Here is a 21,989-nt window from a genome sequence, read left to right on the forward strand (position 1 = left end):
GGCGCGGAGGTTAGTCTGCCGGGCATGTTGAAAGTTGGCCTGACAGGCGGAATCGGCGCCGGCAAGAGCGAGGTCTCGCGGCTGCTGGCGGGGTACGGGGCGGTCGTCGTGGACGCCGACCGGATCGCCCGCGAGGTCGTGGAGCCGGGCACGCCCGGGCTCGCGGCCGTCGTGGCGGCCTTCGGGGAATCCGTGCTGACCCCCGCGGGCGAGCTGGACCGGCCGAAGCTGGGATCGGTCGTGTTCGCCGACCCGGCCGAGCTGCGGATCCTCAACGGGATCGTGCACCCGCTCGTCGGGGCCAGGTCCGCCGAGCTGGAAGCCGCCGCGGGACCCGACGCCATCGTGGTGCACGACGTACCGCTGCTGGCCGAGAACGGGCTCGCGCCGCTGTACGACCTGGTCGTCGTCGTGGACGCCGCCCCCGAAACCCAGCTGGCCCGGCTCACCGCGCTGCGCGGCATGGACGAAGGGGAGGCGCGGGCCCGGATGGCCGCGCAGGCCACGCGGGAGCAGCGGCTCGCCGTGGCCACGCTCGTGATCGACAACGACGGGCCGCTGGAGGCGCTGGAGCCGCAGGTGCGCAAGGTGTGGGACGACCTCACGGCGCGGGCGCGATAGCGGAGGGGCCGTGGGGCGTTGAACGCTCCCCGAGCGGGAAGGACAAGACCGTGTCCGACACCACGCCGCAGCTCCCGTCGCCCCCGCCGTCCTCGTCGCCGTCTCCCGCGACACACGTCATCGACTACCGGGCCGCCGAGCGGCTGCTCGCCGCGCGCGACCCGCGCGGTGCGGTGAAACTGCTCGACTCGGTGATAGCCGCCCACCCGGAGAACACCGCGGCCCGGCTGCTGCGCGCCCGGGCCTTTTTCGCCGCCGCCCAACTCAGGCCGGCGGAGCTGGAGTTCGAGCTGGTGCTGGAGCGGGAGCCGGACAACGCCTTCGCCCACTTCGCGCTGGCCCGGACCCACGAGCGCTCCGGCCGTCCCGAGCAGGCCCGCAAGCACTTCAGGCTGGCGGCCGCGCTCGATCCCCGGCCGGACTACCTGGCGGCCGCCCGCTTCGAGGAGTAGCCCCGTCCGGGAGCCCTTGTGAAGCCCCTCGGCCCGCCGCTGCCTGCTACCGCCCGCGCGGGGGTTCGTACGGTGGGATGTCCCGGCCGGGCTGGTAGTGCGGGCCCTGGTGGATGTGGCGCACGACGACGGCCAGGTCCACCGCGGCGATCACGGCGACGGCGGCGCACGCCGCCGCCCAGCCGGGGCGGGCGGCCAACGCGAACGCCGCCGCCCCGCCGCCGGCCCAGATCAGCCCCCACAAGCTCAGCCAGAACCGCAGCCGCAGTGCACTGCGGGCGGTCACCGGTTCGCTGCCTGTTCGCATGGACACCGCCTCGACGTGGTCGTTGCGCTTCGCCCGGCCTCCTTCCATGGTCCCACCGGGGGCGCGCCGCGTCAGGCGCGCGCCGTCTCAGGGGCTGAGCTTGTTCACGGCCGTGGTCGTCGTCTTCTTGAAGGCCGGGACGGGCGCGTCGGAGAGGTTCCCCATCTGCCCCCACTTCACGACCGTCACGGTGGCGCCGTCGCGGCCGATCCCGTAGAGGTGCGCGCCGGGCTCGGATTCCGGGGCCGAGGTGTGTACCCCGTAGACGTGCGCGCCCTCCTCGACGGTGAGCTTCCCGTAGTCCTGCCAGGAGGCCGTCCCGCCCGGGGTCGTCCGCAGCCAGTCGGCCGCGCAGGCGGCCACCTTCCGCTCCAGGGAGGCGGCGAGCGCGGCGGCGGCGCCGGTGGAGGAGGCGCGGACGGAGACCTGGACCGCGCCCGTGTCGAACTCGGTGCCGAACGTGCGGTGCCAGCTCCCGGCCGCCGGGAGCGCGCCGTCCAGGCAGAACGGCGGGGACTCGGGCAGCCCCTTGGTGACCTTGCCGGCGAACCAGGGCGAGCCCGGGTGCGGGGGCAGGTCGGCGCCGCCGATGAACCCGGGCGCGGTGGCGGCCGCGGCCGTGGTGGAAGAGGTGAGGGCGAGGGCGGCGGCCGCAGCCACTGTCGCGAGGACTGCGGTGGCCCGGGTGGTGCGTCGGAACATGGTCGGTTCTCCCCGTATCGGCTGTCGGTGCGGTGGTGTCCGCGAAGAGCCTCTACCCGGCTTGGGGCGTCGGGCGACGGTTTGTGGATGAACCGGGACACTGGAACGGCCGTACGTGCCGTCACCTGGGGGAACACCCCCTGCATGGAACGGGGTCGCGGGACGTCGCGGGACGGGGGACATCGTGGGTGAGGCGGAGCGACCGGCCGAGGCGGAGGCGTTCGCACGGCTGATGCGGGACCTGAAGGACCGGTCCGGGCTGAGCTACGGGGTGCTCGCGAGGCGGCTCCACACGAGCACCTCGACCCTGCACCGCTACTGCAATGGAGACGCGGTGCCCGTGGAGTTCGCGGCGGTGGACCGCTTCGCGCGGGCCTGCGGGGCCACGCGGGGGGAGGCACTGGACCTGCACCGGGCGTGGCTGCTCGCGGACGCCAGGCGAAGGGCCGCGGCACGGGGTGAGCCGGAGGGGCTGGTGGGGCCGCCGACACGGGAGGCGCCGGTTGTGATGGTGGCGCCGGTTGTGCGGGAGGTGCCGGTGTTACGGGAGGGGCGGGTGGCTCGGGAGGCGCCGCCCGTGGCGGCGGGCGCGCCGGTGGTGGCCGCCGCGCCGGTGGTCCCGGCCGGACCCGCCGGACCGGTTGAACCCGCCGGACCGGTTGAACCCGCCGGACCCGCCGGACCCGCCGGGCCGACGTTGCCCGGCCGGCGGCCCGGGCGCCGGTTCCTGGCCGCGGTGGCGGTCGCCGCCGGGGCGGCGGCGCTCGCGGCGGTAGCCGTGGCTCTGACGGTGACTGGTCAGACGGACCGGCCGGGCCCGGACCCGCGGCCCGCGCAGGCCGGGCCGACCGCGACAGCCACCGCGGCCGCGACCGCTCCAGGCTCCGGGGCCCCGCCGACGGTGCAGGCGCCGCCGCTGCGCGCGGCCGTACGGTCGCACGTGTGGGCGTCCGGCTGCGACCACGCGTACCTCGCCGAACCGGGCCCCTCGGCAGTGCCCCCGCCGCCGGTGGAGGCGGACGCCCCCGGATGGGCGGCGGCCCGCGGGGCCGTGCACGCGGGGACGCAGATCGTCGAGGTGACCCTGCACGGCACGGGGCCGGATCCCGTGGTCCTTCAGGACCTCCAGGTACGGGTGGCCGCGCGGCGGGCCCCGCTGCCGTGGAACGTGTACCGGATGTCGCAGGGCTGCGGCGGGGCGCTCACCCCGGCCGGCTTCGCGGTCGACCTGGACGCCCCCCGCCCGCTGGCCAGGGCCGTGGCCGGAAACGACGCGGGGGAGGCCATCGGGGCTCCCGCCTTCCCGCTCCGGGTCTCGGCCGCCGAGCCGGCCGTCCTGCGCGTGGAGACGACCACCACCGGCTGCGACTGCGACTGGTACCTGGACCTGCGATGGACCTCCTCCACGGGTTCCGGCACCCTCCGCGTCGACGAGGACGGCCGCCCGTGGCGTGTTTCCGCGGCCGGCCCGGACCGGCCGGACTACGGCTTCGCGTACGAACAGGGCCGCTGGGGCCGCTGAACACCCGGTCCGCGCCCAGCCGGCCGCGCGGTGCTGCCGGCCCCGGGACTAGGACGAAAGCGCAGGCCAGCGGGATTGTCAGTGGCCGCGCCTAGACTCGGCGGCAGACGGGATCCGTCCGACCGGCCGACGGCGAGAGGGGGACACGATGACGCGGCAAGCACCGGCGAGGCCGTCCGCGCTGCTCCGCCATGCCGCCGTGTTCCTGCCCGCCGCCGTCCCCCGCGAGAGCCGCATCGCCTTCTGGGCCCCGGACGGCGACCTACTGCCCACCGGAGACGGGAGCGGAGACGGAGAGGGGGGCGGCCGTGGTGGCACCCCGGCCCCGCTCACGGTCGTCCGCCCGCACGGCGAGGGGATCCGCAGCCGGACCGTACCCGCCGTCACCCTCACGGTGACCGCCGCCCTGCCCCTGCTCGTCCGCGCGGTCCGCAGCCCCGCCGCGCATCCGGCGACCCGCGCCTGGGGGACCGCCGCCGTCCAGGCGCTCACCCTCGTGGCCCGGGGCCGCCTGCTGCCCGGCCTGACCCCCGAGGGGATCGACGCCTGGCGGGCCGGGCCACTCGACGCCGAGGACATCGGGCACCTGCGCGCGGTCGCCGCCGCGCTGCCCCACGAGGGGTACGCCACGCCCCTCGCCGGGCGCCGCCCGCTCCAGCTGCCCGAACCGGCGGCGCTGGTCCGGGCGTTCCTCGACGCCGTCGCCGACAGCCTGCCCCGCACCCCGGCCGCGCCCTTCGCCGCGGGCCGGCCGTTCGCCGCCCGGGAGCCGCAGCACGTCCCCGACATGGGGGACTGGGTGGCGCAGGTCGCCTCCGGCGCGGACACCGGAGTCGGGATCTCACTGCGGCTCGACCTGTCCGCCTTCCGCCTCTTCGACGAGGCCGAGGGCGAGGCGGGACACGGGGAAGACATGCGCCGCGCCGGGGCCGCCGTCGTCCAGGTGCACAGCCTCGCCGACCCGACCCTGGTCACGGACGCCTCCGTGCTCTGGGCGGGCGCCGCCGCAGCCGGCTTCGGACCCCGAGCCCGGATCGACGCCGTGCTCGCGCTGCGCCGGGCGGCCCGGGTCTGGCCGCCGCTGCTGCGCCTGCTGGACCAGCCCGTACCCGATGTCCTGGCCCTTTCCGATCCCGAGCTCGAAGACCTCCTCGGCCGCGCCGCGACCGGGCTGGCGGCGGCCGGAGTCCCCGTCCACTGGCCGCGCGAGCTGGCCCGTACGCTGTCGGCGACCGCCGTCGTACGGTCCACCGCGCCGGGCTCCGCCACCGACGGCACCGCCTTCTTCGACGCCGATCACCTCTTCGCCTTCTCCTGGGAGCTGGCGCTCGGCGGCGACCGGCTCACTCCCGGGGAGATGGACGCACTCGCGCAGGCCCACCGGCCCGTCGTGCGGCTGCGCGACCAGTGGGTGCGGGTCGATCCGGAGCTCGTGCGCAAGGCGCGCAAGCGCGAGCTGGGTCTGCTGGATCCGGTGGACGCGCTGGCCGCCGTCCTGTCGGGGACGACCGAGGTCGAGGGGGAGCCGGTGGCGGCGGTCCCCGTCGGGGCGCTCGCCGCGCTGCGGGACCGGCTGACCGGGGAGCTCGCCCCGCTGCCCCAGCCCGCCGGGCTCAAGGCCACCCTGCGCGACTACCAGGCGCGTGGACTGGCCTGGCTGGACCTGATGACCTCGCTCGGCCTCGGAGGCTGCCTCGCCGACGACATGGGGCTGGGCAAGACGGTCACGCTGATCGCCCTCCACCTGCACCGCGCCCGTCCCGAGCCGACGCTGGTGGTCTGCCCCGCCTCACTGCTCGGCAACTGGCAGCGGGAGATCGAGAGGTTCGCCCCCGGCACGCCCGTGCGCCGCTTCCACGGGGCCGGCCGCAGCCTCGAAGGTCTCGACGGGGGCTTCGTCCTCACCACCTACGGGACGATGCGCGCGGGAGCGGCCCGGCTGGCCGAACAGCCCTGGGGCATGGTCGTCGCCGATGAGGCCCAGCACGTCAAGAACCCGCACTCGGCGACGGCGAAGGCACTGCGCACCATCCCGGCGCCCGCACGGGTGGCGCTGACCGGCACCCCCGTGGAGAACAACCTCTCCGAACTGTGGGCGCTCCTCGACTGGACCACACCGGGACTGCTCGGCCCGCTCACCGCGTTCCGGGCCCGCCACGCCCGGCCCGTGGAGCACCAGACGGAGGAGGACGGCGGCAACGAGGCGGCGGTCGCCCGGCTGGCCGCGCTGGTCCGCCCGTTCCTGCTGCGGCGCAAGAAGTCCGATCCCGGGATCGCGCCCGAGCTGCCGCCCAAGACGGAGACCGACCACCCGGTGTCGCTCACCCGCGAACAGGCCTCGCTCTACCAGGCGGCGGTCGACGAGGCGATGGCCGTGATCAGTGAGAGCGAGGGCATCGAGCGCCGCGGCATGATCATGAAGCTCCTCGCCTCGCTCAAGCAGATCTGCAACCACCCGGCGCAGTATCTGAAGGAGCTCAGCCTGAATGAGTACAGCCTGAAAGAACACAGCCTGAGCCCGAAAGAGCACACCCGGAGGGAGGGTCCTCCCCGGATCGCGCACCGCTCCGGGAAGCTGGCCCTGCTGGACGAGCTGCTCGACACGATCCTGGCCGAGGGCGGCTCGGTGCTGGTCTTCACCCAGTACGTGACGATGGCCCGCATCATCGAACGGCACCTGACGGCGCGCGGCATCTCCCACCAACTGCTGCACGGCGGTACCCCCGTGGCCCGTCGCGAGGAGCTCGTGGACCGTTTCCAGGCCGGCGAGGTCCCCGTCTTCCTGCTCTCCCTCAAGGCCGCGGGCACCGGTCTCAACCTCACCCGGGCGGCCCACGTCATCCACTACGACCGCTGGTGGAACCCGGCCGTCGAGGAACAGGCCACCGACCGGGCCTACCGCATCGGCCAGACCCAGCCCGTCCAGGTGCACCGCATCATCGCGGAGGGCACCGTGGAGGACCGGATCGCCGAGATGCTGGAGGCGAAGCGGGCGCTGGCCGATGCCGTGCTCGGCTCCGGCGAGGCGGCGCTGACCGAGCTGACCGACCGCGAGCTGGCCGACCTCGTCTCCCTGCGCAGGCCCGCGTGATCACCGCACGCGACGACCGCCGCCGCACCTTCGAGGCCGTGCCGCCCGGGGTGGAGGCCGTCAGCTGGTGGGGCCGGGCCTGGGTGTCGGCCCTCGAGGCGGCGGGCGACGGAGCCCGTCTGGCCCGGGGGCGGACGTATGCCGCCGAGGGGCACGTCGACGCCGTCACCGTCACGCCGGGCCGGATCGTGGCCTACGTACGGGGCAGCCGACCACGCCCGTACCGTACCGAGCTGTCCCTGCGCGTCTTCGCGGACGCCGAGTGGCGCGAGCTCCTGGAGGCCGTCGCGGCCGATCCGACGGCGCTCGCGGCGCTGCTGGAGCGGGAGGTGCCGCAGTCCCTGGCGCAGACCGTCCTGCCCGGCGCGGGCGAGCTCGGGGCGCACTGCTCCTGCCCGGACGTCGGTCGCCCGCCGTGCAAGCACGCCGCGGCCCTCTGCTACCGCGCGGCCCGGCTCCTGGACGGCGACCCCTTCGTCCTGCTGCTCCTGCGGGGGCGCGGCGAGCGGGAGCTGCTGGAGGAGCTCACCCGCCGCAACGCCGCCCACGCGGCGCGCGAACAGCCCGACACGGCCCCTGACTTTCCCGGTGTGCCGGCCCGCGAGGCGCTCGGCCGCGCCGTCCTGCCGCCTCTGCCCGCCGCGCTCGCGGCGCCCGCAGCCGTCGGTGTGCCGCCCGCCTATCCGTCCGACCCCGCCGCCCCGGACCCGCTGGCCCTGGACCAGCTCGCCGCGGACGCCGCCGCCCGCGCCCTGGCCCTGCTGACCACCGGCGAGGATCCCATGGCCGGGCTGACCCGCTGGCAGGACGCCGTCCGGCTCGCCTCGGCGCATCCCACGGCCGGGCTCACCGGCGCGGCCCGCGCCCTCTACCGGGAGCTGGCGCACGCCACGGGCCGCAGTACGACCGACCTAGCCCGGGGCGCGGCCGCCTGGAGGCAGGGCGCCCTGCCCGCGCTGCTCGCCCTCGAAGAGCCGTGGGACCCGCCGGCGGGCCCCTTCGACCGGGCCCGCCCGGCGCTCATAGCCGCCGCCCAGGGCACGTTCCGCCCCGACCGCAACCGCCTCACGGGCTCCTCCCGCCAGCTCCGACTCGGCCGTGACGCCCTCTGGTACGCCTACGAGAACCGCCTGGGCGACGACGACTGGTGGCCCACGGGCAGCCCCTCCCCGGACCCGGTCACCGCCCTTCTGCGCTGAGCCCGGCCGCGGGGGCAGGGCCGGCAGGCGGGCGCCGTGCGCCGGTTACAGGCGCACCCGCAGGCCGCGCCGGGCGCTGCGGGAATCCGGCGCGCGGCAGGACAGCCATACCGCGGGCCACATCCGGCGGCCGGTGTATCCGCGCAGACCCGCGAGGCGGGACCGGAAGGGATTGACGGAGCCGTCCACGCCGAGGAGGAGCAGCGGGCGAGTCATGAAGTAGGGATTACCCAGTACACGATGGAGTGAAATGCCTACCGGCTCTATAACCCGAACGGGTCCAGCGCGTTGTCTCCGGTGCGGGTGGAACACCCGTGGACTCCTCGGAAGGCAGGAAAGCTGATGCGTCACAGTCGTCGGAATGGCTTGATCGCGGCGGTGGTCGCGGGGGGTGGACTGGCGGTCGCGGGAGTGGGCGGCCTCGCCCACGCCGACGCGGACGCGGCCGGGCGGGCCGAGCGTTCGCCGGGGCTGCTGTCGGGGAACCTCGTGCAGCTGCCGGTGAACACGCCGCTGAACGTGTGCGGGAACACCGTGAGCGTGGTCGGCGTGCTCAACTCGGCCGCCGGGAACCGGTGCGCCAACGAGGCCCCGGACGGCGGTCGTCCCGGTGAGCCGGGGCCGCGGCCCTCCCATCCGTCGTCCCGGTCCTCGAAACAGGGCGCCGGAAACGGTGCGGGGAACGGCGGGGGAGCGGTGGCACACGGGAGCGGAAAGGATTCGCCGGGGCTGTTGTCCGGCAACGGGCTCCAACTCCCGGTCGACATCCCCCTGAACATCAGCGGGAACGCGGTGAGCGTGGTCGGCGTGGGCAACTCCTCCACCGGCAACACCTCCGTCAACGGCGGAACCCCCGGCGGCTCCGAGCCCGTACAGCCGCCCGTCACGGTGCGCCCCGTCACCCCGCCTCCTCCTCCGTCGCGAGGCCTGTCGCAAGACCCGTCGCGAGGTCCGTCGCTCGCCCACACCGGGGCCGACGGCGTCGGCTACCTGCTCCCCGGCGGCGGAGCGCTGCTGCTCGGCGGCGTGCTGCTCTACCGCCGCTTCCGGCTCAACTAGCGGCCCGGGAAACGCCGGACGGCAGGGACCGCGCCGCGTCGGCCGTCCGCCAGCCGTCCAGGACCGCGTCGATGCGCGGCCGCAGCCGGGCCCGGGCGGCGAAGCGGGGGACCCCCGCCATCAGCAGGGCGTCGTACTCGGTGTCGAGGTGACGCACGGCCGCCCGTACCGCGGCCGACACCGCCGGCTCGTCGAGGGCCCGGCCGGCCGCGCTGCGCCCCACCCGGCCGCTGCCGCGCACCGATGCGTGCGCGGCGATGGCCCCCGCCCGCTCGGCGGGGCACCCGGGGAACAGCCGCAGGATCTCGGCGGCGAAGGCCGCCGTGAACCGGGTGTCCTCGGCCGCGCGGCGCAGCCGGTCGCGCTCCCGGCGCCGCGCCCGCGCCTCGGCGTCCGCGAGGCAGGCGCGCTCCGCGCGGGCGAGGGCGGCGTCCTCGACGAAGAGCCCCAGGCGTTCGTAGCGGCGGCGGCGTTTGTGGAAGCGGAGGACCACGGCGGAGAGCGAACTGGCCTCGTGGGCACGACGGGTGAGTGCCGTGTCGCCGCGCGGCAGGTACACGAGGTGTCCGAGGTCTGCGCAGTCGAGGCAGCGGGGCACGCCGGCCTCGCGGACGAGGTGCCGTAGCGGTCCCCGCCTGCACTGCGCGCAGTGGATCTGCTTCGTCGACTCGAAAACGACCAGGCTCATGTCGATGTGATACCGCTGTCTTGGCCGTATATCACCTTGTACGAATGGGTAGTTGCCCTTTCACAGAGTCTTCCCCGGCATCGTGATGTCCTCCTACCTTGAGCAGGGTGGGCCGAGGCGGGCCCATCGAGGAGGAAGACATGGCTGGAAGGCAGGCGACGGCGCGGCGCCCCCAGGCGACGGCACGGCGCCCCAAGACGGAGGCCGCCTCCGATCTCGTGGCGAGAGAGATCACCATAGAGCCGGGCGGATGCACCGGCTGGCACTACCACCGCGTCCCGCTGATAGCGGTGGTCAAGTCCGGCACGCTGACCCGGATCCTGCACGACGGCACGGTCGAGGTACACCACGTCGGAGCCGGTTTCGTCGAACCGGCCGGCATCCGGCACGTCCACCTCGGACGCAACTTCGGCAAGCAGCCCGTCGTGCTCCACGTGACCGCCGCCCTCGCCGAGGGCGACCCCTTCGCGCTGCCCGCCGAGGCACCGCCCGGGGCCACGCCGTGCGCCTGCCCCCCGCGTACCGGGTGAGCCGGCCCGCCGCGCGGAACACGACGGGGCCCGTCCATCGCGCACCGGGTCAGACCAGACGGCGTATCTCCCCGCGCACGCGGTAGAAGCCGCCGGACGCCGCGTGCAGTCCGTCCACGACGTACCGGGCACCGGCCTCCCGTATGCCGCGCGGGAACTGCACGTTCCAGGAGGGCTCGAAACCGCCCGACACCACCTGGACCCGCATCCGGCCGCCCTGCTGGACGCATTCCACGACCACGCCGCCCGCGGGCACCGAGGCCACCGACACCGTCGCCACCGCTGCGGGCGTCGCCGCCGGGGTGTAAACGGGCAGGGCTGCCGCCGACTTCACATCGACGGCCGTCGGCACCGACCCCTCCCGGGCCGAGGCGATCGCCGCCTCGCTCGCGTCCACGCACACCAGCGACCCGTCGGTGGTCACCAGGTACAGCCGCTCGTCCAGGTACTGCATGGACAGCGCCGCCCCGCTGCCGGTTCCCAGTTTCCACAGCCGTCGACCGTCGGCGTCGAAGCAGTACACCGAGGACGCGAGGTCACCGGCGAAGACGTGCCGCCCGTCCGGCGACGTCGCGCACGAGTACACGGCCGCGTCGCACCGGTACGAGGCCTGCACCGCGCCCGTCGCCTTCGACAGCCGCTGCACGGTGTTGCGGCCGGTCCCCGCGTACACCGAGTCGTCCTCCTGCCACCCGAACAGCACCGAGCCGTTGGTCGGCGTGTGCCACAACTGCCGCCCGCCGTCCGGGGCGTAGGCCGTCACGCCCTTGCTGTGGCCGTGGTAGACGCCCCGCTCGTCCGCCCGCACCATCCAGGCGTTGGAGCCCTCGGAGCGCCGGGACCACTGGAACTCGTCCTCGTGGTCGATCACGGTCAGCCCGCCGTCGCGGTCGGACACGTTCAGTACGCCCTCGTGGATGTCGAGCCAGAAGATGTCCACATCGGCCGCGATGTCGTACGCCCCGAACGGCACCTTCGACGACAGGTCGTACACCGTGCCGTCGTCACAGCCCGCGTATATCCAGAACTCGTCCGCCACCAGGCATTTCACCCCGTCCGGCAGCGAATAGCGGGCCAGCACCTCACCGCCGTGGCTCAGCGTGTAGACGTCGCCGGCCTGGTTGCCGACCCAGCAGCGGTCCTCGTCCACATGGATCCCGAAGGCCGACGAACCCGTACGGAACCGCCACAGGACCGGGGCGGCCGTGCGCGCCGTCGAAGGCGTGGCCGTCACCTGTCGGCGCGTCACCGACCGGGCCGCGCGGACGCCGCGTACCGCCGGGGCGTAGCCCTTGCGGACCTTCTCCCCGACCTTCTTCGCGGCGGCCGCGCGGGCCTTCTCGACCGTGGGGAACGAGGAGTTCTGCAGCTGCCCGTCCGCACCGATGCGCCCGTACCGCACCGAGACGGCGGTGCCGTCGACGGTCACCTCGTAGAACTTGTGGGCACCGCCGTCGTCCTGCGACAGCTCCAGATACGTCGTCTCCCGAGCCATGACAGACCCCTCCCCAAGGCCGGGCCGCCGGCCCTGTGCGCCGGTGATCCCTCGTGAAAAACGTTAGGTGCCACCACTGACAATGGGCTCGTGCAGCTGGAAGCGATCACATGGCAGCGGATGGCCGAGCGGCTCGCCGGTCACCTCGACGACGGACCGCCCGACGACGAAGGGGCGGCCGCCTGGCGGCGGGTGGGCATCGACGGTGCGCCCGCCGCCCTCACGGGCGTGCTCGCCGGCGAACTCGCCGACGCGCTGCGTCCGCGCGGCCGCCCGGTCCTGGTGGTGGCGGCCGAGGACTTCCTGCGACCGGCCTCCCTGCGCTTCGAGTTCGGGCGCGAGGACGTGGACTCCTACCTCGGCTCCTGGTACGACACGGCCGCGCTCTGGCGCGAGGTCTTCGGTCCGACCGACCCGGGCGGCACCGGCCGGGTGCTGCCGGACCTCTGGGACCCCGTGACCGACCGGGCGACCCGCAGCGCCTATGCCGAACTCCCGCCGGGCGGCGTGCTGATCGTGCACGGCCCGCTACTCCTGGGCCACTGGTTCCCCTTCGACCTCAGCGTCCACATCAGCCTCTCCCGCGGGGCGCTCGCCCGCCGGACCGAGGAGTCCGCCCGCTGGACCCTGCCCGCCTTCGAGCGCTACGAGGCCGAGACCGGCCCGGCGGACCTGGCCGACGTGCTGGTCCGGGCCGACGACCCCCGCCACCCCGCCTGGACGGGCCTGCGCGAACGCCGACACGGCTGACACAGGGACCTCGCACCCCAGGCCCGTCACGGAGGTCCGCGCACCGCAACAAGGGGATCCCGGCACGGTGACGAACGGTTCCGGCCATCGCCCTGGCCGATACCGAGCGCTACGTTGACGGCACGCTTCGACGGCGGCCACCCGGTGGCGCCTTGGCAGAGGGAGACGGCAATGCGCGGACAGGGCGTACGGGTTCGGGCCGGGAGACGGACGCGCGGCCGGGCGGCGCTGGCCGCGCTCGCCCTGTGCGGGACGCTGGCCCTCACCGGCTGCGGCGGCGACGAGGACACCGGGGCGGGAGCCGCCGGTGCGAGCCCCACCACCGGCGCGCCTGCCACGGCCACGCCCTCCGCCACGCCCTCGGCCGCTCCGGCCCCCTCGAAGCCCGCGCAGGAGCCGACCCCCGCCGCCACCCCGACGGGCAGGGCCAAGACGCCCGCGCCCGGTTCCACCTGCGACCACAAGATGCCGATCTCGCCCGACGAGATCGCCGTCAACCGCTACACCCCCGAAGGAGGCGCGCACAGCCTCGTCGTCAAGCACGGCAACTGGGGCTGCGCCGCGCCGGGCGCGGACGCCGCCCCCTTCGAGACGGTCGGCAAGGAGACCTTCCTCAACATCGCCGAGGACGCCAAGATCACGGCCGTCACCCCGGTCGTCGCGAGCACGGTGAGCCGGCCGATCACGCTCCAGCAGCTCACCGACTGGCTGATCGCCCATCCCGACCAGGGTCGCGTCTTCCGCTACCACCTGGACGGCGCGGGCGTCATCGACTCGCTCGACCAGCAGTACACCTCGTAAGGAACGCCTCGGTCCACGACCGTACGGTCCCCCTACGGCCGCCCGCCCAGCCGGGTCACCGCCAGCGCCGCCGCCCGGCACCCGGCCCCGGCGGCCCGCGCCGTACCCGCGCCGGCCAGCCGGGCGGCGAGGAACCCGCCGGTGAAGGCGTCCCCCGCACCCGTGGAGTCCACCGCCTCGGCCGTCTGCGCGGCCACCTCGGCCGTCACCCGGCCGTCTTCGGCGACCAGCGCTCCGGCCGCGCCCAGGGTGACCACCACCAGCGGAACCCGCCGGCTCAGCTCCGCCGCGGCCCGGGCCACCCCGGCGGGGCCGGCCTCCCTCGTCAGACCCGCCAGCAGCAGGGCCTCGTCCTCGTTCGGCAGGAGCACGCCGACCCCCGCCGCGCCGACCCCCGCCACGGCGGCCAGGAAGCGCTCCGGGCCCAGCGCGGCCAGGAAGCCGGCCGAAGCCGGATCCACGCTCACCGGCACCCCCCGCGCGCCCGCGTCCCGCAGCGCCACCCGGGCCAGTTCCCGGCTGGCCCCGGCGAAGAACAGGTAGCCGGACAGGTGGAGATGAGCGGCCCCGTCCAGCAGCGCGGGATCCCAGTCGGCGGGGCAGAGGCGCAGCGCGGCCCCGCTGTCGGTCAGGAAGGTGCGCTCCGCGTCCTTGCCGACCAGCGCGACCACGGTCCCGGTCGGCTCGGCCGGATCGATCACCAGCCGGGGGCGCACCCCCGCGTCGAGCAGCGCCCGTTCGTGCCACCGGGCCGATTCGGCGCCGACCCGCGCGAGGAGGCGTACCTCCGCGGCGCCCGAGCGGGCCGCCCAGCAGGCCGCGTTGGCTCCGGCGCCGCCCGGCAGGGTCCGGATCCGGGCCGGGGTGTCGGTGGCCGGAGCCAGTGGCCGCGCATGGATCGCCACGACGTCCGTCACCACGTCCCCGATGACCAGCAGGGCCCCCGGGGCGGACGCCGCGTCGCTGCCGGGCGCCGGGGTCACGGCCGCGCCGCCCAGGCCCGCGCGATCCGGGCCCCGAGGCGCACGTTGCCCCGTACCGCCGCGAGGTTCGCCTCCAGCGAGGCGCCGCCCGTCGCACGCACCAGGAACCCCAGCAGGAACGGTGTCACCGCCTGACCCGTGATCCCGCGCTCGCGGCACTGCGACAGCGCCTCGGCCAGTACCCGGTCGTGCAGCTCCGGATCCAACTGCTCCCCTTCCGGGACCGGATTGGCGACCAGCAGTGCCGACCGCGGCCCGCCGAGCGCGTCCTGGGCGGCCATCACCGCCGCAACCTGCTCCGGGCGGTCCACGGTCCACTCCACCGGCTCGCCGGAATCGGCCAGGTAGAACCCGGGGAAACGATCCGTCCCGTACCCCAGCACCCCCACCCCCAGGGTCTCCAGCCGCTGCAACGTCGCCGGCACGTCCAGGATCGACTTCACCCCCGCGCACACCACCGTGATCCGCGTCCGCGCCAGCAGCGACAGGTCCGCCGACTCGTCCTGCGAGCGCGTCCACTCCCGGTGCACGCCGCCCAGCCCGCCCGTGGCGAAGACCCGCAGGCCCGCACGCGCGGCCAGGAAGGCCGTCGCGGACACCGTCGTCGCGCCCGTCGCGCCCGTGGCGAGGGCGGGGGCCAGATCCCGGTGGCCGAGCTTGCGCACTCCCTCGCCACCCGCGATCCGCTCCAGCCGCGCCTTGTCGAGACCGGCGTACGCCACCCCGTCGACGACCGCGATCGTCGCCGGAACCGCCCCCTCCGACCGGACCAGCTCCTCCAGTTCCCCGCCCACCGCCAGATTGCGCGGGCGGGGCAGGCCGTGCGCGAGGATCGTCGACTCCAGGGCCACGACGGGCTGCCCGCGGGCGAGCGCCTCGCGTACCTCGTCCGACAGGACGGGGACCGCGGTGGTGGCGCCGGCCGCGGTGGCGGGGACGGTGGGCTCCGATGCTGTGTGCTGAGACATGTCCCCATCCCTGGCACGGGACCCGGCGCCCCAAACGCGCCCCCGACGCACCGGTGCGATCCTGTCCGAGTAGCGTTCCGCCATGAGCGCTCCGGATGCCCGGGACCCCCGCCGCGATCCGCGCGGCTTCTACGACGAACTCGCCGGCCGCTACGACCTCCTGTACGCCGACTGGCAGGCGAGCACCACCCGCCAGGGCCGCTCCCTGGACGCCCTGCTCGGCGCCGCCCTCGGCCCGGCGCCGCTCCGGATCCTCGACAGCGCCTGCGGCATCGGCACCCAGGCCCTGGGCCTCGCCACCCTCGGCCACCGCGTCACAGGCAGCGACCTCAGCCCCGTCTCCGTCGCCCGCGCGGCCCGCGAGGCACGGGCGCGGGGGGTCGCCCTGCCGGTCCTGGCCGCCGACATGCGGGCACTGCCCTTCCCCGACGGCTCCTTCGACGCGGTGGTCTGCGCCGACAACGCCCTGCCGCACCTGCTGACGGCCGCCCACGTACGGACCGCGCTGGCCGAAATGCTGCGGGTGCTGCGCCCCGGCGGACTGCTGCTCCTGTCCACCCGCCCGTACGGGGAACTGCGCCGGACCCGGCCGCAGAGCGACGCCCCGCACGTGCGCACCGGTCCGGACGGGCGGACGATCACCTTCCAGCTGTGGCACTGGCACGCCGACGGGGCCCGCTACGACCTGGAGTTCTTCCAGCTACTGCCCGCCGGGGACACCTGGACGGCCAAGGTGTCGGGCACCACGTACTGGGCCCTGCCGGAGGAGGAGACGGCCGCCTTCGCCGCGGAGGCGGGTTTCGTCGACGCCGTGTGGCACGCGCCGTCGGACACCGGTTTCCACCAGCCGGTCCTCATCGCCCGGCGCCGCTCGACAGGGTGACGGGTGGGGCGGGCGCGCGCTGGACGCTGTGGCCACCCCGGGGGGAGGGAAGCCCGGAATAGGCTGACGACCCATGAGCACCAGTGACCACAGCGCCGCCCCCGCCTCCGCCCCCGCCTCCTTCGCCGTCTCGGTCGTGGACCTCCCCGACTCCGAGCTGGAGCCGGAGGCCCTCGACCCCGCGCAGATCGTCTCCGGCGAGCCCGTCGTGACGGGCAAGGTGCTGTGGGAGGCGGCCGACGGCTCCCAGGTGCGCGGGATCTGGCAGATCACCCCGGGCGCGGTCACGGACACCGAGGCGGACGAGCTGTTCGTCGTGGTCGCCGGTCGCGCCACCATCGAGGTGGAGGGCGGCGCGACGCTGGAAGTCGGACCGGGATCCGCATGTGTCCTGCGAGAGGGCGACAAGACCGTCTGGACCGTCCACGAGACGCTCCGCAAGGCCTACCACATCAGCTACTGAGCCCCAGCGCGGTCCTGTGATCCCCGGCGGGCCATCCACCGGGGGCCACGGGACGGGCCTCAGCCCGCGGCCTTGAGCGGATGGCGGCGCCAGGTGAAGAGCGCGAGCGCCGCCATCGGCAGGAGCAGCGAGGCACCGACCGCGTTGAGCCAGCCGTAGCCCGCCTGGGACATGATCAGGCCGGCGGCCGCACCGCCCACACCGGCGGCCGTGTTCATCGTGAGGTCCCCCAGGCCCTGTACGGCGGCGCGCGCGGGCTGCGGCACCGAGTCGGTCAGCAGCGCCGAGCCGGACACCATGCCCGCGGACCAGCCGAGGCCGAGCAGGAAGAGACCGGCGGCGCTCTGGGCGTGGCTCCCGCCGGCGGTGCCCGCGAGGAGCGCGGCGACCGACAGCAGCCCGGCCGCCAGGCCGATCACCGACAGCCGGCCGATCCGGTCCGCGAGCCAGCCCATCACGGGCGAGAAGCCGAACATGCCGGCGATGTGCCCGCTGATGACCAGTCCGATGAGCTGGAGCCCGGCGCCGTGGTGGCCCAGGTCGACCGGGGTCATCACCATGATCGAGACCATCGCGGTGTGCGACACCGCGATGGTGACCAGCGCGAGACGGGCCCTGGGGGAGGCCTTGACGGCCGCGAACCCGGCGCGCAGCGAGCGCCCGGCGCGGGTCTGCTCCTCGGGCGCGGCGAGCGCCCGGGCCGTCAGCAGCGGGTCCGGGCGCAGGAGTACGGAGATCAGCCCGGCGGTGAGCAGGAAGACGGCGCCGGCCCACACGAAGGGGCCCGCCGTCTGGGGTATGGAGGTCCCGGCGAAGCTGCGGCTGGCCGGGGCGGACAGGTTGGGGCCGAGCACCGCGCCGATGGTGGAGGCCCAGACCACCACGGAGATCGCCCGGGCCCGGTGGTCGGGCTCCGCCAGGTCGGCCGCGGCGAAGCGGGCCTGGAGGTTGGCGGAGGAGGCGGCTCCGAAAGCCGCCATGCCGAGCATCAGGAGCGGGAAGCTCTTGACCGAGGCGGCCAGGACGACGAGGGCCGCGCCGGCCGCGCCGATCAGGTAGGCGAGGACCAGGCCGGGCCGACGGCCGCGGGCGGTCATCAGTGCGGCGAGCGGCAGGGAGAAGGCGGCGGTGCCGATCACGGAGGCGGTGGAGGCGAAGCCGGACAGCGACTCCGTGCCGCTGACCTCGGTGGCCAGCACCGGGGCCAGCGCGATGCTGATGGGCACGCCGATGCCGCCCAGGATCTGGCCGGCGATCAGCACTCCGGAGGTCCGGCGCCGCAGCCGGGGCAGGTCGGCGCGGTCGATCGGCGGAGCGAACCGGTCGGTGTCCGGTGCGGCGCTCACGCGGTGCCCCCTCGGCGTGGGTGGGGCGGGAGCGCGGGGCCGGATCCGGCGGCGGCGGGAGTAGTCACCGCCGCAGTTTCCCACCCCTTACCGTCTCGCGGAACAGGGTTACCGTGGGCGAGTGGCCGGCCCGCCGTGGGGCCGAGTCCCGCGGCACCGCGCACAGCCCGACCGCCCCACGCGGAGCCGTACGCCCACGCACAGCCCGACCGCCCCACGCGGAGCCGTACGTCCCGGCGTGCTCAGAACAGCGGCTGCGGGAGCACACCCTCCAGGGCGAGCAGGAAGCGCTTGGTCTCCACGCCGCCGCCGAACCCGCCGATGCCCCCGTCGTTCTCGACGACCCGGTGGCAGGCCACCACCAGCGGCAGCGGATTGGAGCCCATGGCGTGCCCGACGGCCTGGGCCGCGCCCGGCCTGCCGGTCCGGGCGGCCAGCTCCCCGTACCCGACGACCGCTCCGTAGGGCACGGAACGGTCCAGTTCCCGCAGGGCCTCGCGGTTGAAGCCGGAACTGAGCCGCCAGTCCAGCGGCAGCTCGAAGCGGCGCAGGTCACCGGCGAAGTACGCGGCCAGCTGGCGCACCGGCTCGGCCAGCAGGACCTCGTCGCCCGGGGAGGGACGCCAGGCGTCGGCGCCGAGCCGGGAGACCAGCGCGCCGATCATCGCGTCGGCCCGCTCCGGCCCGGCGTGGAACTCGACCCGGACCAGGCCCTGCGGGGTCGCGGCCAGGAGCAGGGGGCCTATGTCGCTCGGGACGACGGTCCATTCGAGGTGCGGCCCGCGGGGCCGCTCGGTGCTGTCCACCCCTTCACGGTACGGCCCCCGCCGACACGGCCGCCGCTCAGTACCCGCCCACGGCCTCCCGTACGACGTCGGGCTTGTTGGTGATGATCCCGTCCACGCCCATGTCCCGGACCTTCCGGGCGGTCTCCGCGTCGTCGACGATCCAGGTGTCCACTTCCATGGCCTTGCCGTGGGCGCCGAGCAGGCCGTGCACCGCGGCCACCCAGTCGCCGTCGATGGTGGTGTACCAGGGGTTGATGCGGTCGGCGAACCGCGCGTACCGCGGCAGGTCGGCGACGGCCGGCGTGCCGAGGAAGGCCGTCACCAGGTCGGGGCGCAGCTCGTGCACGGCGCGGACGCAGTCGGCGCTGAAGCTCTGCACCACCAGGCGCCGGCTCACGTGGGACTCGTCCAGCCAGCCGGTCTCCTCCAGCACGCGCAGGGTCTGCTCCTCGATCCCGGGGTAGAGCTCAGGCTTCTTGATCTCCAGGAGCAGCCGCTGCCGGTTGCGCTGGACCCGGTCCATGTACTGCCGCAGGGTCGGCACCCGGGCGCCCGCGAACTCCTGGCCGAACCAGCTGCCCGCGTCCAGCAGGGCGATCTCCGCGGTGGTGAAGTCCTTGACCCGCCAGGGCTTGCGGTCCGGGAACACCTGCTCGACGTCGGTCGTGCGGGCCAGGGTGTCGTCGTGGATCACCACGAGCTCGCCGTCCGCGGTGCGCTGTACGTCGTTCTCCACCCAGTCGAAGCCCATCCGCCTGGCCAGGTCGACCGCCTCGAGGGTGTTCTCCGGGGCGTAGGCGGAAGCCCCCCGGTGGGCGTACACGATCGGGTTGGAGAGCCAGTCCGGACCGGGAGCCGCCGAGGCGGCCGTCGCGCCGAACACGGTCAGGGTGAGTCCCAGGAAGGCGGTGGCGGCCGCGGCGGCGGGTCGGACGTACATGCGCGTTCTCCTCGGGTCGTGAGCCTGCTCCCGTTCTCAAACGGGCGCGCAGCGGCATTCGTTGCGGCGGTGCACTTTCGGCGATGCGTTCTCGACGCCCTTTCAGGTGAGGAGCCGCGTACGGCGATCATGGGGTTGAAGATCGCGGGGGCGCCACCGAACTACGACAAACGGACCAGACCCGCACGGCCCCGCCGGGCCCCGGAAACGTCGGCTGTCAGTGGGGGGTCGTACGGTTGACCCATGCGGCCCGTATCGAAGATCGAACGCACGGTGGCGCCTTTCGAGGTCGTCAGCTCCTACCAGCCCAGCGGCGACCAGCCGACAGCCATCGCTGAGCTGGAGAAGCGCATCCGCGCAGGTGAGAAGGATGTCGTGCTCCTCGGCGCGACCGGCACCGGCAAGTCGGCGACCACCGCCTGGATGATCGAGAAGCTCCAGCGGCCCACGCTGGTGATGGCACCCAACAAGACGCTCGCGGCCCAGCTGGCGAACGAGTTCCGCGAGCTCCTGCCGAACAACGCCGTCGAGTACTTCGTCTCGTACTACGACTACTACCAGCCCGAGGCGTACGTACCGCAGTCGGACACGTACATCGAGAAGGACTCCTCGATCAACGAGGAGGTGGAGCGGCTGCGCCACTCCGCGACCAATTCCCTCCTCACCCGGCGCGACGTCATCGTCGTCGCGTCCGTGTCCTGCATCTACGGCCTCGGCACCCCGCAGGAGTACGTCGACCGGATGGTCCCCCTCAAGGTCGGCGAGGAGATGGACCGGGACCAGCTGCTGCGCCGCTTCGTCGACATCCAGTACACGCGCAACGACGTGGCCTTCAGCCGGGGCACCTTCCGCGTGCGCGGCGACACCATCGAGATCTTCCCGGTCTACGAGGAACTGGCCGTCCGCATCGAGATGTTCGGCGACGAGATCGAGGCCCTGTCCACCCTGCACCCGCTGACCGGCGAGGTGATCAGCGAGGACCGCGAGCTGTACGTCTTCCCCGCCAGCCACTACGTCGCCGGCCCCGAGCGCATGGAGAAGGCGGTCCGCGGCATCGAGGCCGAGCTCGCCGAACGCCTCGCCGAGCTGGAGAAGCAGGGCAAGATGCTGGAGGCCCAGCGGCTGCGCATGCGCACCACGTACGACCTGGAGATGATGCGCCAGATCGGGTCCTGCTCCGGCATCGAGAACTACTCGCTGCACATGGACGACCGCGAGCGCGGCTCCGCGCCCAACACCCTCATCGACTACTTCCCCGAGGACTTCCTCCTCGTCATCGACGAGTCGCACGTCACGGTGCCGCAGATCGGCGCGATGTACGAGGGCGACGCCTCCCGCAAGCGGACCCTGGTCGACCACGGCTTCCGGCTCCCGTCCGCCCTGGACAACCGGCCGCTGAAGTGGGAAGAGTTCCAGGAGCGGATCGGCCAGACCGTCTACCTCTCGGCCACCCCGGGGAAGTACGAGCTCTCGCGCGGCGACGGCTTCGTCGAGCAGATCATCCGCCCCACCGGCCTCATCGACCCGGAAGTCGTGGTCAAGCCCACCGAGGGCCAGATCGACGACCTGGTGCACGAGATCCGGCAGCGGGTGGAGAAGGACGAGCGGGTCCTGGTCACCACCCTCACCAAGAAGATGGCCGAGGACCTCACCGACTACTTCCTGGAGCTCGGGATCCAGGTCCGCTACCTGCACAGCGACGTCGACACCCTGCGCCGGATCGAGCTGCTGCGCGAGCTGCGGGCCGGCGAGTACGACGTCCTCGTCGGCATCAACCTGCTGCGCGAGGGCCTCGACCTGCCCGAGGTGTCGCTCGTGGCGATCCTCGACGCCGACAAGCAGGGCTTCCTGCGCTCGGGGACCTCGCTGATCCAGACCATCGGCCGCGCCGCCCGCAACGTCTCCGGCCAGGTCCACATGTACGCGGACAGCATCACGCCGGCGATGGCCCAGGCGATCGACGAGACCAACCGCCGCCGCGAGAAGCAGGTCGCCTACAACACCGCCCACGGGATCGACCCGCAGCCGCTGCGTAAGAAGATCAACGACATCGTGGCGACCATCGCCCGCGAGGAGCTCGACACCGAGCAGCTGCTCGGCACCGGGTACCGCCAGACGAAGGACGGCAAGGCCCTCAAGGCGCCGGTCCCGGCGCTGGGCGGCAAGGCCGGGGCGAAGGGCGCCAAGGGCGCCAAGGGGGTGAAGGGCGCCGAGGTCCTGACCGACCGGCCCGCCGCCGAACTGGCCGCGCTCATCGAGCAGATGACCGAGCGGATGCGCGGCGCCGCCGCCGAGCTGCAGTTCGAGGTCGCGGCCCGGATCCGGGACGAGGTGGGCGAACTGAAGAAGGAGCTCCGACAGATGAAGGAAGCGGGCCTCGCCTGACCCGGGGCCGGTCAGT

22 protein-coding genes are annotated in these 21,989 nt (G+C 74.3%); 12 read left to right on the forward strand and 10 right to left on the reverse strand.

Features of this window, described 5'->3' with window-relative positions; all coding sequences use genetic code 11:
• Nucleotides 1-24: 24 nt before the first annotated feature.
• A complete protein-coding gene (coaE, locus tag ACFWBY_RS24235; protein WP_385343158.1) occupies nt 25-621 on the forward strand; it encodes a dephospho-CoA kinase in 597 nt (198 codons plus the stop codon).
• A 50-nt stretch (nt 622-671) separates the two neighbouring features.
• On the forward strand, nt 672-1,073 hold the full coding sequence (locus ACFWBY_RS24240; RefSeq protein WP_385343155.1) for a tetratricopeptide repeat protein: 402 nt from the start codon (nt 672-674) through the stop codon (nt 1,071-1,073).
• 46 nt (nt 1,074-1,119) lie between these two features.
• On the opposite strand, the gene ACFWBY_RS24245 is transcribed toward ACFWBY_RS24240, so the two are convergent.
• Both ACFWBY_RS24245 and ACFWBY_RS24250 read right to left on the reverse strand, forming a co-directional pair.
• The gene (locus ACFWBY_RS24245) at nt 1,120-1,380 is read right to left on the reverse strand and encodes a DUF6343 family protein (RefSeq protein WP_385343152.1); all 261 of its coding nucleotides are present in this window, start codon (nt 1,378-1,380) and stop codon (nt 1,120-1,122) included.
• A gap of 87 nt (nt 1,381-1,467) precedes the next feature.
• The gene (locus tag ACFWBY_RS24250; protein ID WP_385343150.1) at nt 1,468-2,082 is read right to left on the reverse strand and encodes a hypothetical protein; all 615 of its coding nucleotides are present in this window, start codon (nt 2,080-2,082) and stop codon (nt 1,468-1,470) included.
• 184 nt (nt 2,083-2,266) lie between these two features.
• Between ACFWBY_RS24250 and ACFWBY_RS24255 the strand changes: the two genes are divergently transcribed.
• From ACFWBY_RS24255 to ACFWBY_RS24265, 3 genes are all read left to right on the forward strand, one after another.
• Nucleotides 2,267-3,604 carry a helix-turn-helix domain-containing protein gene (locus ACFWBY_RS24255; protein ID WP_385409698.1) on the forward strand — a complete coding sequence of 446 codons (1,338 nt, stop codon included), beginning with the start codon at nt 2,267-2,269 and terminating at the stop codon, nt 3,602-3,604.
• 148 nt (nt 3,605-3,752) lie between these two features.
• A complete protein-coding gene (locus tag ACFWBY_RS24260; protein WP_385342434.1) occupies nt 3,753-6,695 on the forward strand; it encodes a DEAD/DEAH box helicase in 2,943 nt (980 codons plus the stop codon).
• A complete protein-coding gene (locus ACFWBY_RS24265; RefSeq protein ID WP_385342436.1) occupies nt 6,692-7,894 on the forward strand; it encodes an SWIM zinc finger family protein in 1,203 nt (400 codons plus the stop codon). The genes ACFWBY_RS24260 and ACFWBY_RS24265 overlap by 4 nt, the downstream gene beginning before the upstream one ends.
• A 45-nt stretch (nt 7,895-7,939) precedes the next feature.
• Here ACFWBY_RS24265 and ACFWBY_RS24270 read toward each other — a convergent pair whose 3' ends face one another.
• Complete coding sequence (locus tag ACFWBY_RS24270; protein ID WP_385342438.1) at nt 7,940-8,110, reverse strand: hypothetical protein; 171 nt, start codon at nt 8,108-8,110, stop codon at nt 7,940-7,942.
• 126 nt (nt 8,111-8,236) lie between these two features.
• Between ACFWBY_RS24270 and ACFWBY_RS24275 the strand changes: the two genes are divergently transcribed.
• Nucleotides 8,237-8,953: a chaplin gene (locus ACFWBY_RS24275; protein ID WP_385342440.1), complete on the forward strand. Its 717-nt coding sequence runs from the start codon at nt 8,237-8,239 to the stop codon at nt 8,951-8,953.
• Here ACFWBY_RS24275 and ACFWBY_RS24280 read toward each other — a convergent pair.
• Nucleotides 8,946-9,641 carry a DUF2293 domain-containing protein gene (locus tag ACFWBY_RS24280; protein WP_385342441.1) on the reverse strand — a complete coding sequence of 232 codons (696 nt, stop codon included), beginning with the start codon at nt 9,639-9,641 and terminating at the stop codon, nt 8,946-8,948. The two genes, ACFWBY_RS24275 and ACFWBY_RS24280, sit on opposite strands and share 8 nt — an antisense overlap.
• Before the next feature lie 140 nt (nt 9,642-9,781).
• On the opposite strand from ACFWBY_RS24280, the gene ACFWBY_RS24285 reads away from it, so the two are divergent.
• Nucleotides 9,782-10,171, forward strand: coding sequence for a cupin domain-containing protein (locus ACFWBY_RS24285; protein ID WP_385342443.1), 390 nt, complete (start codon nt 9,782-9,784; stop codon nt 10,169-10,171).
• Nucleotides 10,172-10,220: 49 nt separating this feature from the next.
• Here the strand turns inward: ACFWBY_RS24285 and ACFWBY_RS24290 are convergent, their stop codons facing one another.
• Nucleotides 10,221-11,666, reverse strand: a complete 1,446-nt coding sequence (locus ACFWBY_RS24290; RefSeq protein WP_385342445.1) for a WGR domain-containing protein — start codon at nt 11,664-11,666, stop codon at nt 10,221-10,223.
• Between the two features lie 90 nt (nt 11,667-11,756).
• Here ACFWBY_RS24290 and ACFWBY_RS24295 point away from each other — a divergent pair, with 90 nt between their 5' ends.
• Nucleotides 11,757-12,416 (forward strand): uridine kinase, encoded by a 660-nt coding sequence (locus ACFWBY_RS24295; RefSeq protein ID WP_385342447.1) that lies wholly within the window; start codon nt 11,757-11,759, stop codon nt 12,414-12,416.
• A gap of 171 nt (nt 12,417-12,587) precedes the next feature.
• The gene (locus ACFWBY_RS24300; RefSeq protein WP_385342448.1) at nt 12,588-13,217 is read left to right on the forward strand and encodes a hypothetical protein; all 630 of its coding nucleotides are present in this window, start codon (nt 12,588-12,590) and stop codon (nt 13,215-13,217) included.
• A 32-nt stretch (nt 13,218-13,249) separates the two neighbouring features.
• Here ACFWBY_RS24300 and ACFWBY_RS24305 read toward each other — a convergent pair whose 3' ends face one another.
• The gene (locus ACFWBY_RS24305; protein WP_385342449.1) at nt 13,250-14,200 is read right to left on the reverse strand and encodes a carbohydrate kinase family protein; all 951 of its coding nucleotides are present in this window, start codon (nt 14,198-14,200) and stop codon (nt 13,250-13,252) included.
• Complete coding sequence (locus ACFWBY_RS24310) at nt 14,197-15,168, reverse strand: pseudouridine-5'-phosphate glycosidase (protein ID WP_385342450.1); 972 nt, start codon at nt 15,166-15,168, stop codon at nt 14,197-14,199. The genes ACFWBY_RS24305 and ACFWBY_RS24310 overlap by 4 nt, the downstream gene beginning before the upstream one ends.
• Nucleotides 15,169-15,250: 82 nt before the next feature.
• Between ACFWBY_RS24310 and ACFWBY_RS24315 the strand changes: the two genes are divergently transcribed.
• Nucleotides 15,251-16,051 carry a class I SAM-dependent methyltransferase gene (locus ACFWBY_RS24315; protein WP_385342452.1) on the forward strand — a complete coding sequence of 267 codons (801 nt, stop codon included), beginning with the start codon at nt 15,251-15,253 and terminating at the stop codon, nt 16,049-16,051.
• Between the two features lie 73 nt (nt 16,052-16,124).
• Nucleotides 16,125-16,514, forward strand: a complete 390-nt coding sequence (locus ACFWBY_RS24320; protein WP_385342454.1) for a cupin domain-containing protein — start codon at nt 16,125-16,127, stop codon at nt 16,512-16,514.
• 59 nt (nt 16,515-16,573) lie between these two features.
• Here ACFWBY_RS24320 and ACFWBY_RS24325 read toward each other — a convergent pair whose 3' ends face one another.
• The 3 genes from ACFWBY_RS24325 to ACFWBY_RS24335 all read right to left on the reverse strand — a co-directional run bounded on the left by ACFWBY_RS24325 (nt 16,574) and on the right by ACFWBY_RS24335 (nt 19,588).
• Nucleotides 16,574-17,860 carry an MFS transporter gene (locus tag ACFWBY_RS24325; protein ID WP_385342456.1) on the reverse strand — a complete coding sequence of 429 codons (1,287 nt, stop codon included), beginning with the start codon at nt 17,858-17,860 and terminating at the stop codon, nt 16,574-16,576.
• A gap of 242 nt (nt 17,861-18,102) precedes the next feature.
• The gene (locus ACFWBY_RS24330) at nt 18,103-18,666 is read right to left on the reverse strand and encodes a methylated-DNA--[protein]-cysteine S-methyltransferase (RefSeq protein ID WP_385342458.1); all 564 of its coding nucleotides are present in this window, start codon (nt 18,664-18,666) and stop codon (nt 18,103-18,105) included.
• Nucleotides 18,667-18,703: 37 nt separating this feature from the next.
• Nucleotides 18,704-19,588 carry a glycerophosphodiester phosphodiesterase gene (locus tag ACFWBY_RS24335; RefSeq protein WP_385342460.1) on the reverse strand — a complete coding sequence of 295 codons (885 nt, stop codon included), beginning with the start codon at nt 19,586-19,588 and terminating at the stop codon, nt 18,704-18,706.
• A gap of 243 nt (nt 19,589-19,831) precedes the next feature.
• Here ACFWBY_RS24335 and uvrB point away from each other — a divergent pair, with 243 nt between their 5' ends.
• Nucleotides 19,832-21,973, forward strand: coding sequence for an excinuclease ABC subunit UvrB (uvrB, locus tag ACFWBY_RS24340; protein WP_385342462.1), 2,142 nt, complete (start codon nt 19,832-19,834; stop codon nt 21,971-21,973).
• Nucleotides 21,974-21,989 lie beyond the last annotated feature (16 nt).

The sequence above is a fragment of the Streptomyces sp. NPDC060049 genome, assembly GCF_042736715.1.
In the GTDB taxonomy this organism is placed as follows: domain Bacteria; phylum Actinomycetota; class Actinomycetes; order Streptomycetales; family Streptomycetaceae; genus Streptomyces.

Coding starts and splice junctions, on each gene's coding strand:
- ACFWBY_RS24315 (WP_385342452.1), top strand. CDS start 15,251: ATGAGCGCTCCGGATGCCCGGGACCCCCGCCGCGATCCGCGCGGCTTC.
- ACFWBY_RS24310 (WP_385342450.1), bottom strand. CDS start 15,168: ATGTCTCAGCACACAGCATCGGAGCCCACCGTCCCCGCCACCGCGGCC.
- ACFWBY_RS24280 (WP_385342441.1), bottom strand. CDS start 9,641: ATGAGCCTGGTCGTTTTCGAGTCGACGAAGCAGATCCACTGCGCGCAG.
- ACFWBY_RS24320 (WP_385342454.1), top strand. CDS start 16,125: ATGAGCACCAGTGACCACAGCGCCGCCCCCGCCTCCGCCCCCGCCTCC.
- coaE (WP_385343158.1), top strand. CDS start 25: ATGTTGAAAGTTGGCCTGACAGGCGGAATCGGCGCCGGCAAGAGCGAG.
- ACFWBY_RS24285 (WP_385342443.1), top strand. CDS start 9,782: ATGGCTGGAAGGCAGGCGACGGCGCGGCGCCCCCAGGCGACGGCACGG.
- ACFWBY_RS24245 (WP_385343152.1), bottom strand. CDS start 1,380: ATGCGAACAGGCAGCGAACCGGTGACCGCCCGCAGTGCACTGCGGCTG.
- ACFWBY_RS24250 (WP_385343150.1), bottom strand. CDS start 2,082: ATGTTCCGACGCACCACCCGGGCCACCGCAGTCCTCGCGACAGTGGCT.
- ACFWBY_RS24275 (WP_385342440.1), top strand. CDS start 8,237: ATGCGTCACAGTCGTCGGAATGGCTTGATCGCGGCGGTGGTCGCGGGG.
- ACFWBY_RS24260 (WP_385342434.1), top strand. CDS start 3,753: ATGACGCGGCAAGCACCGGCGAGGCCGTCCGCGCTGCTCCGCCATGCC.
- uvrB (WP_385342462.1), top strand. CDS start 19,832: ATGCGGCCCGTATCGAAGATCGAACGCACGGTGGCGCCTTTCGAGGTC.
- ACFWBY_RS24290 (WP_385342445.1), bottom strand. CDS start 11,666: ATGGCTCGGGAGACGACGTATCTGGAGCTGTCGCAGGACGACGGCGGT.
- ACFWBY_RS24335 (WP_385342460.1), bottom strand. CDS start 19,588: ATGTACGTCCGACCCGCCGCCGCGGCCGCCACCGCCTTCCTGGGACTC.
- ACFWBY_RS24300 (WP_385342448.1), top strand. CDS start 12,588: ATGCGCGGACAGGGCGTACGGGTTCGGGCCGGGAGACGGACGCGCGGC.
- ACFWBY_RS24270 (WP_385342438.1), bottom strand. CDS start 8,110: ATGACTCGCCCGCTGCTCCTCCTCGGCGTGGACGGCTCCGTCAATCCC.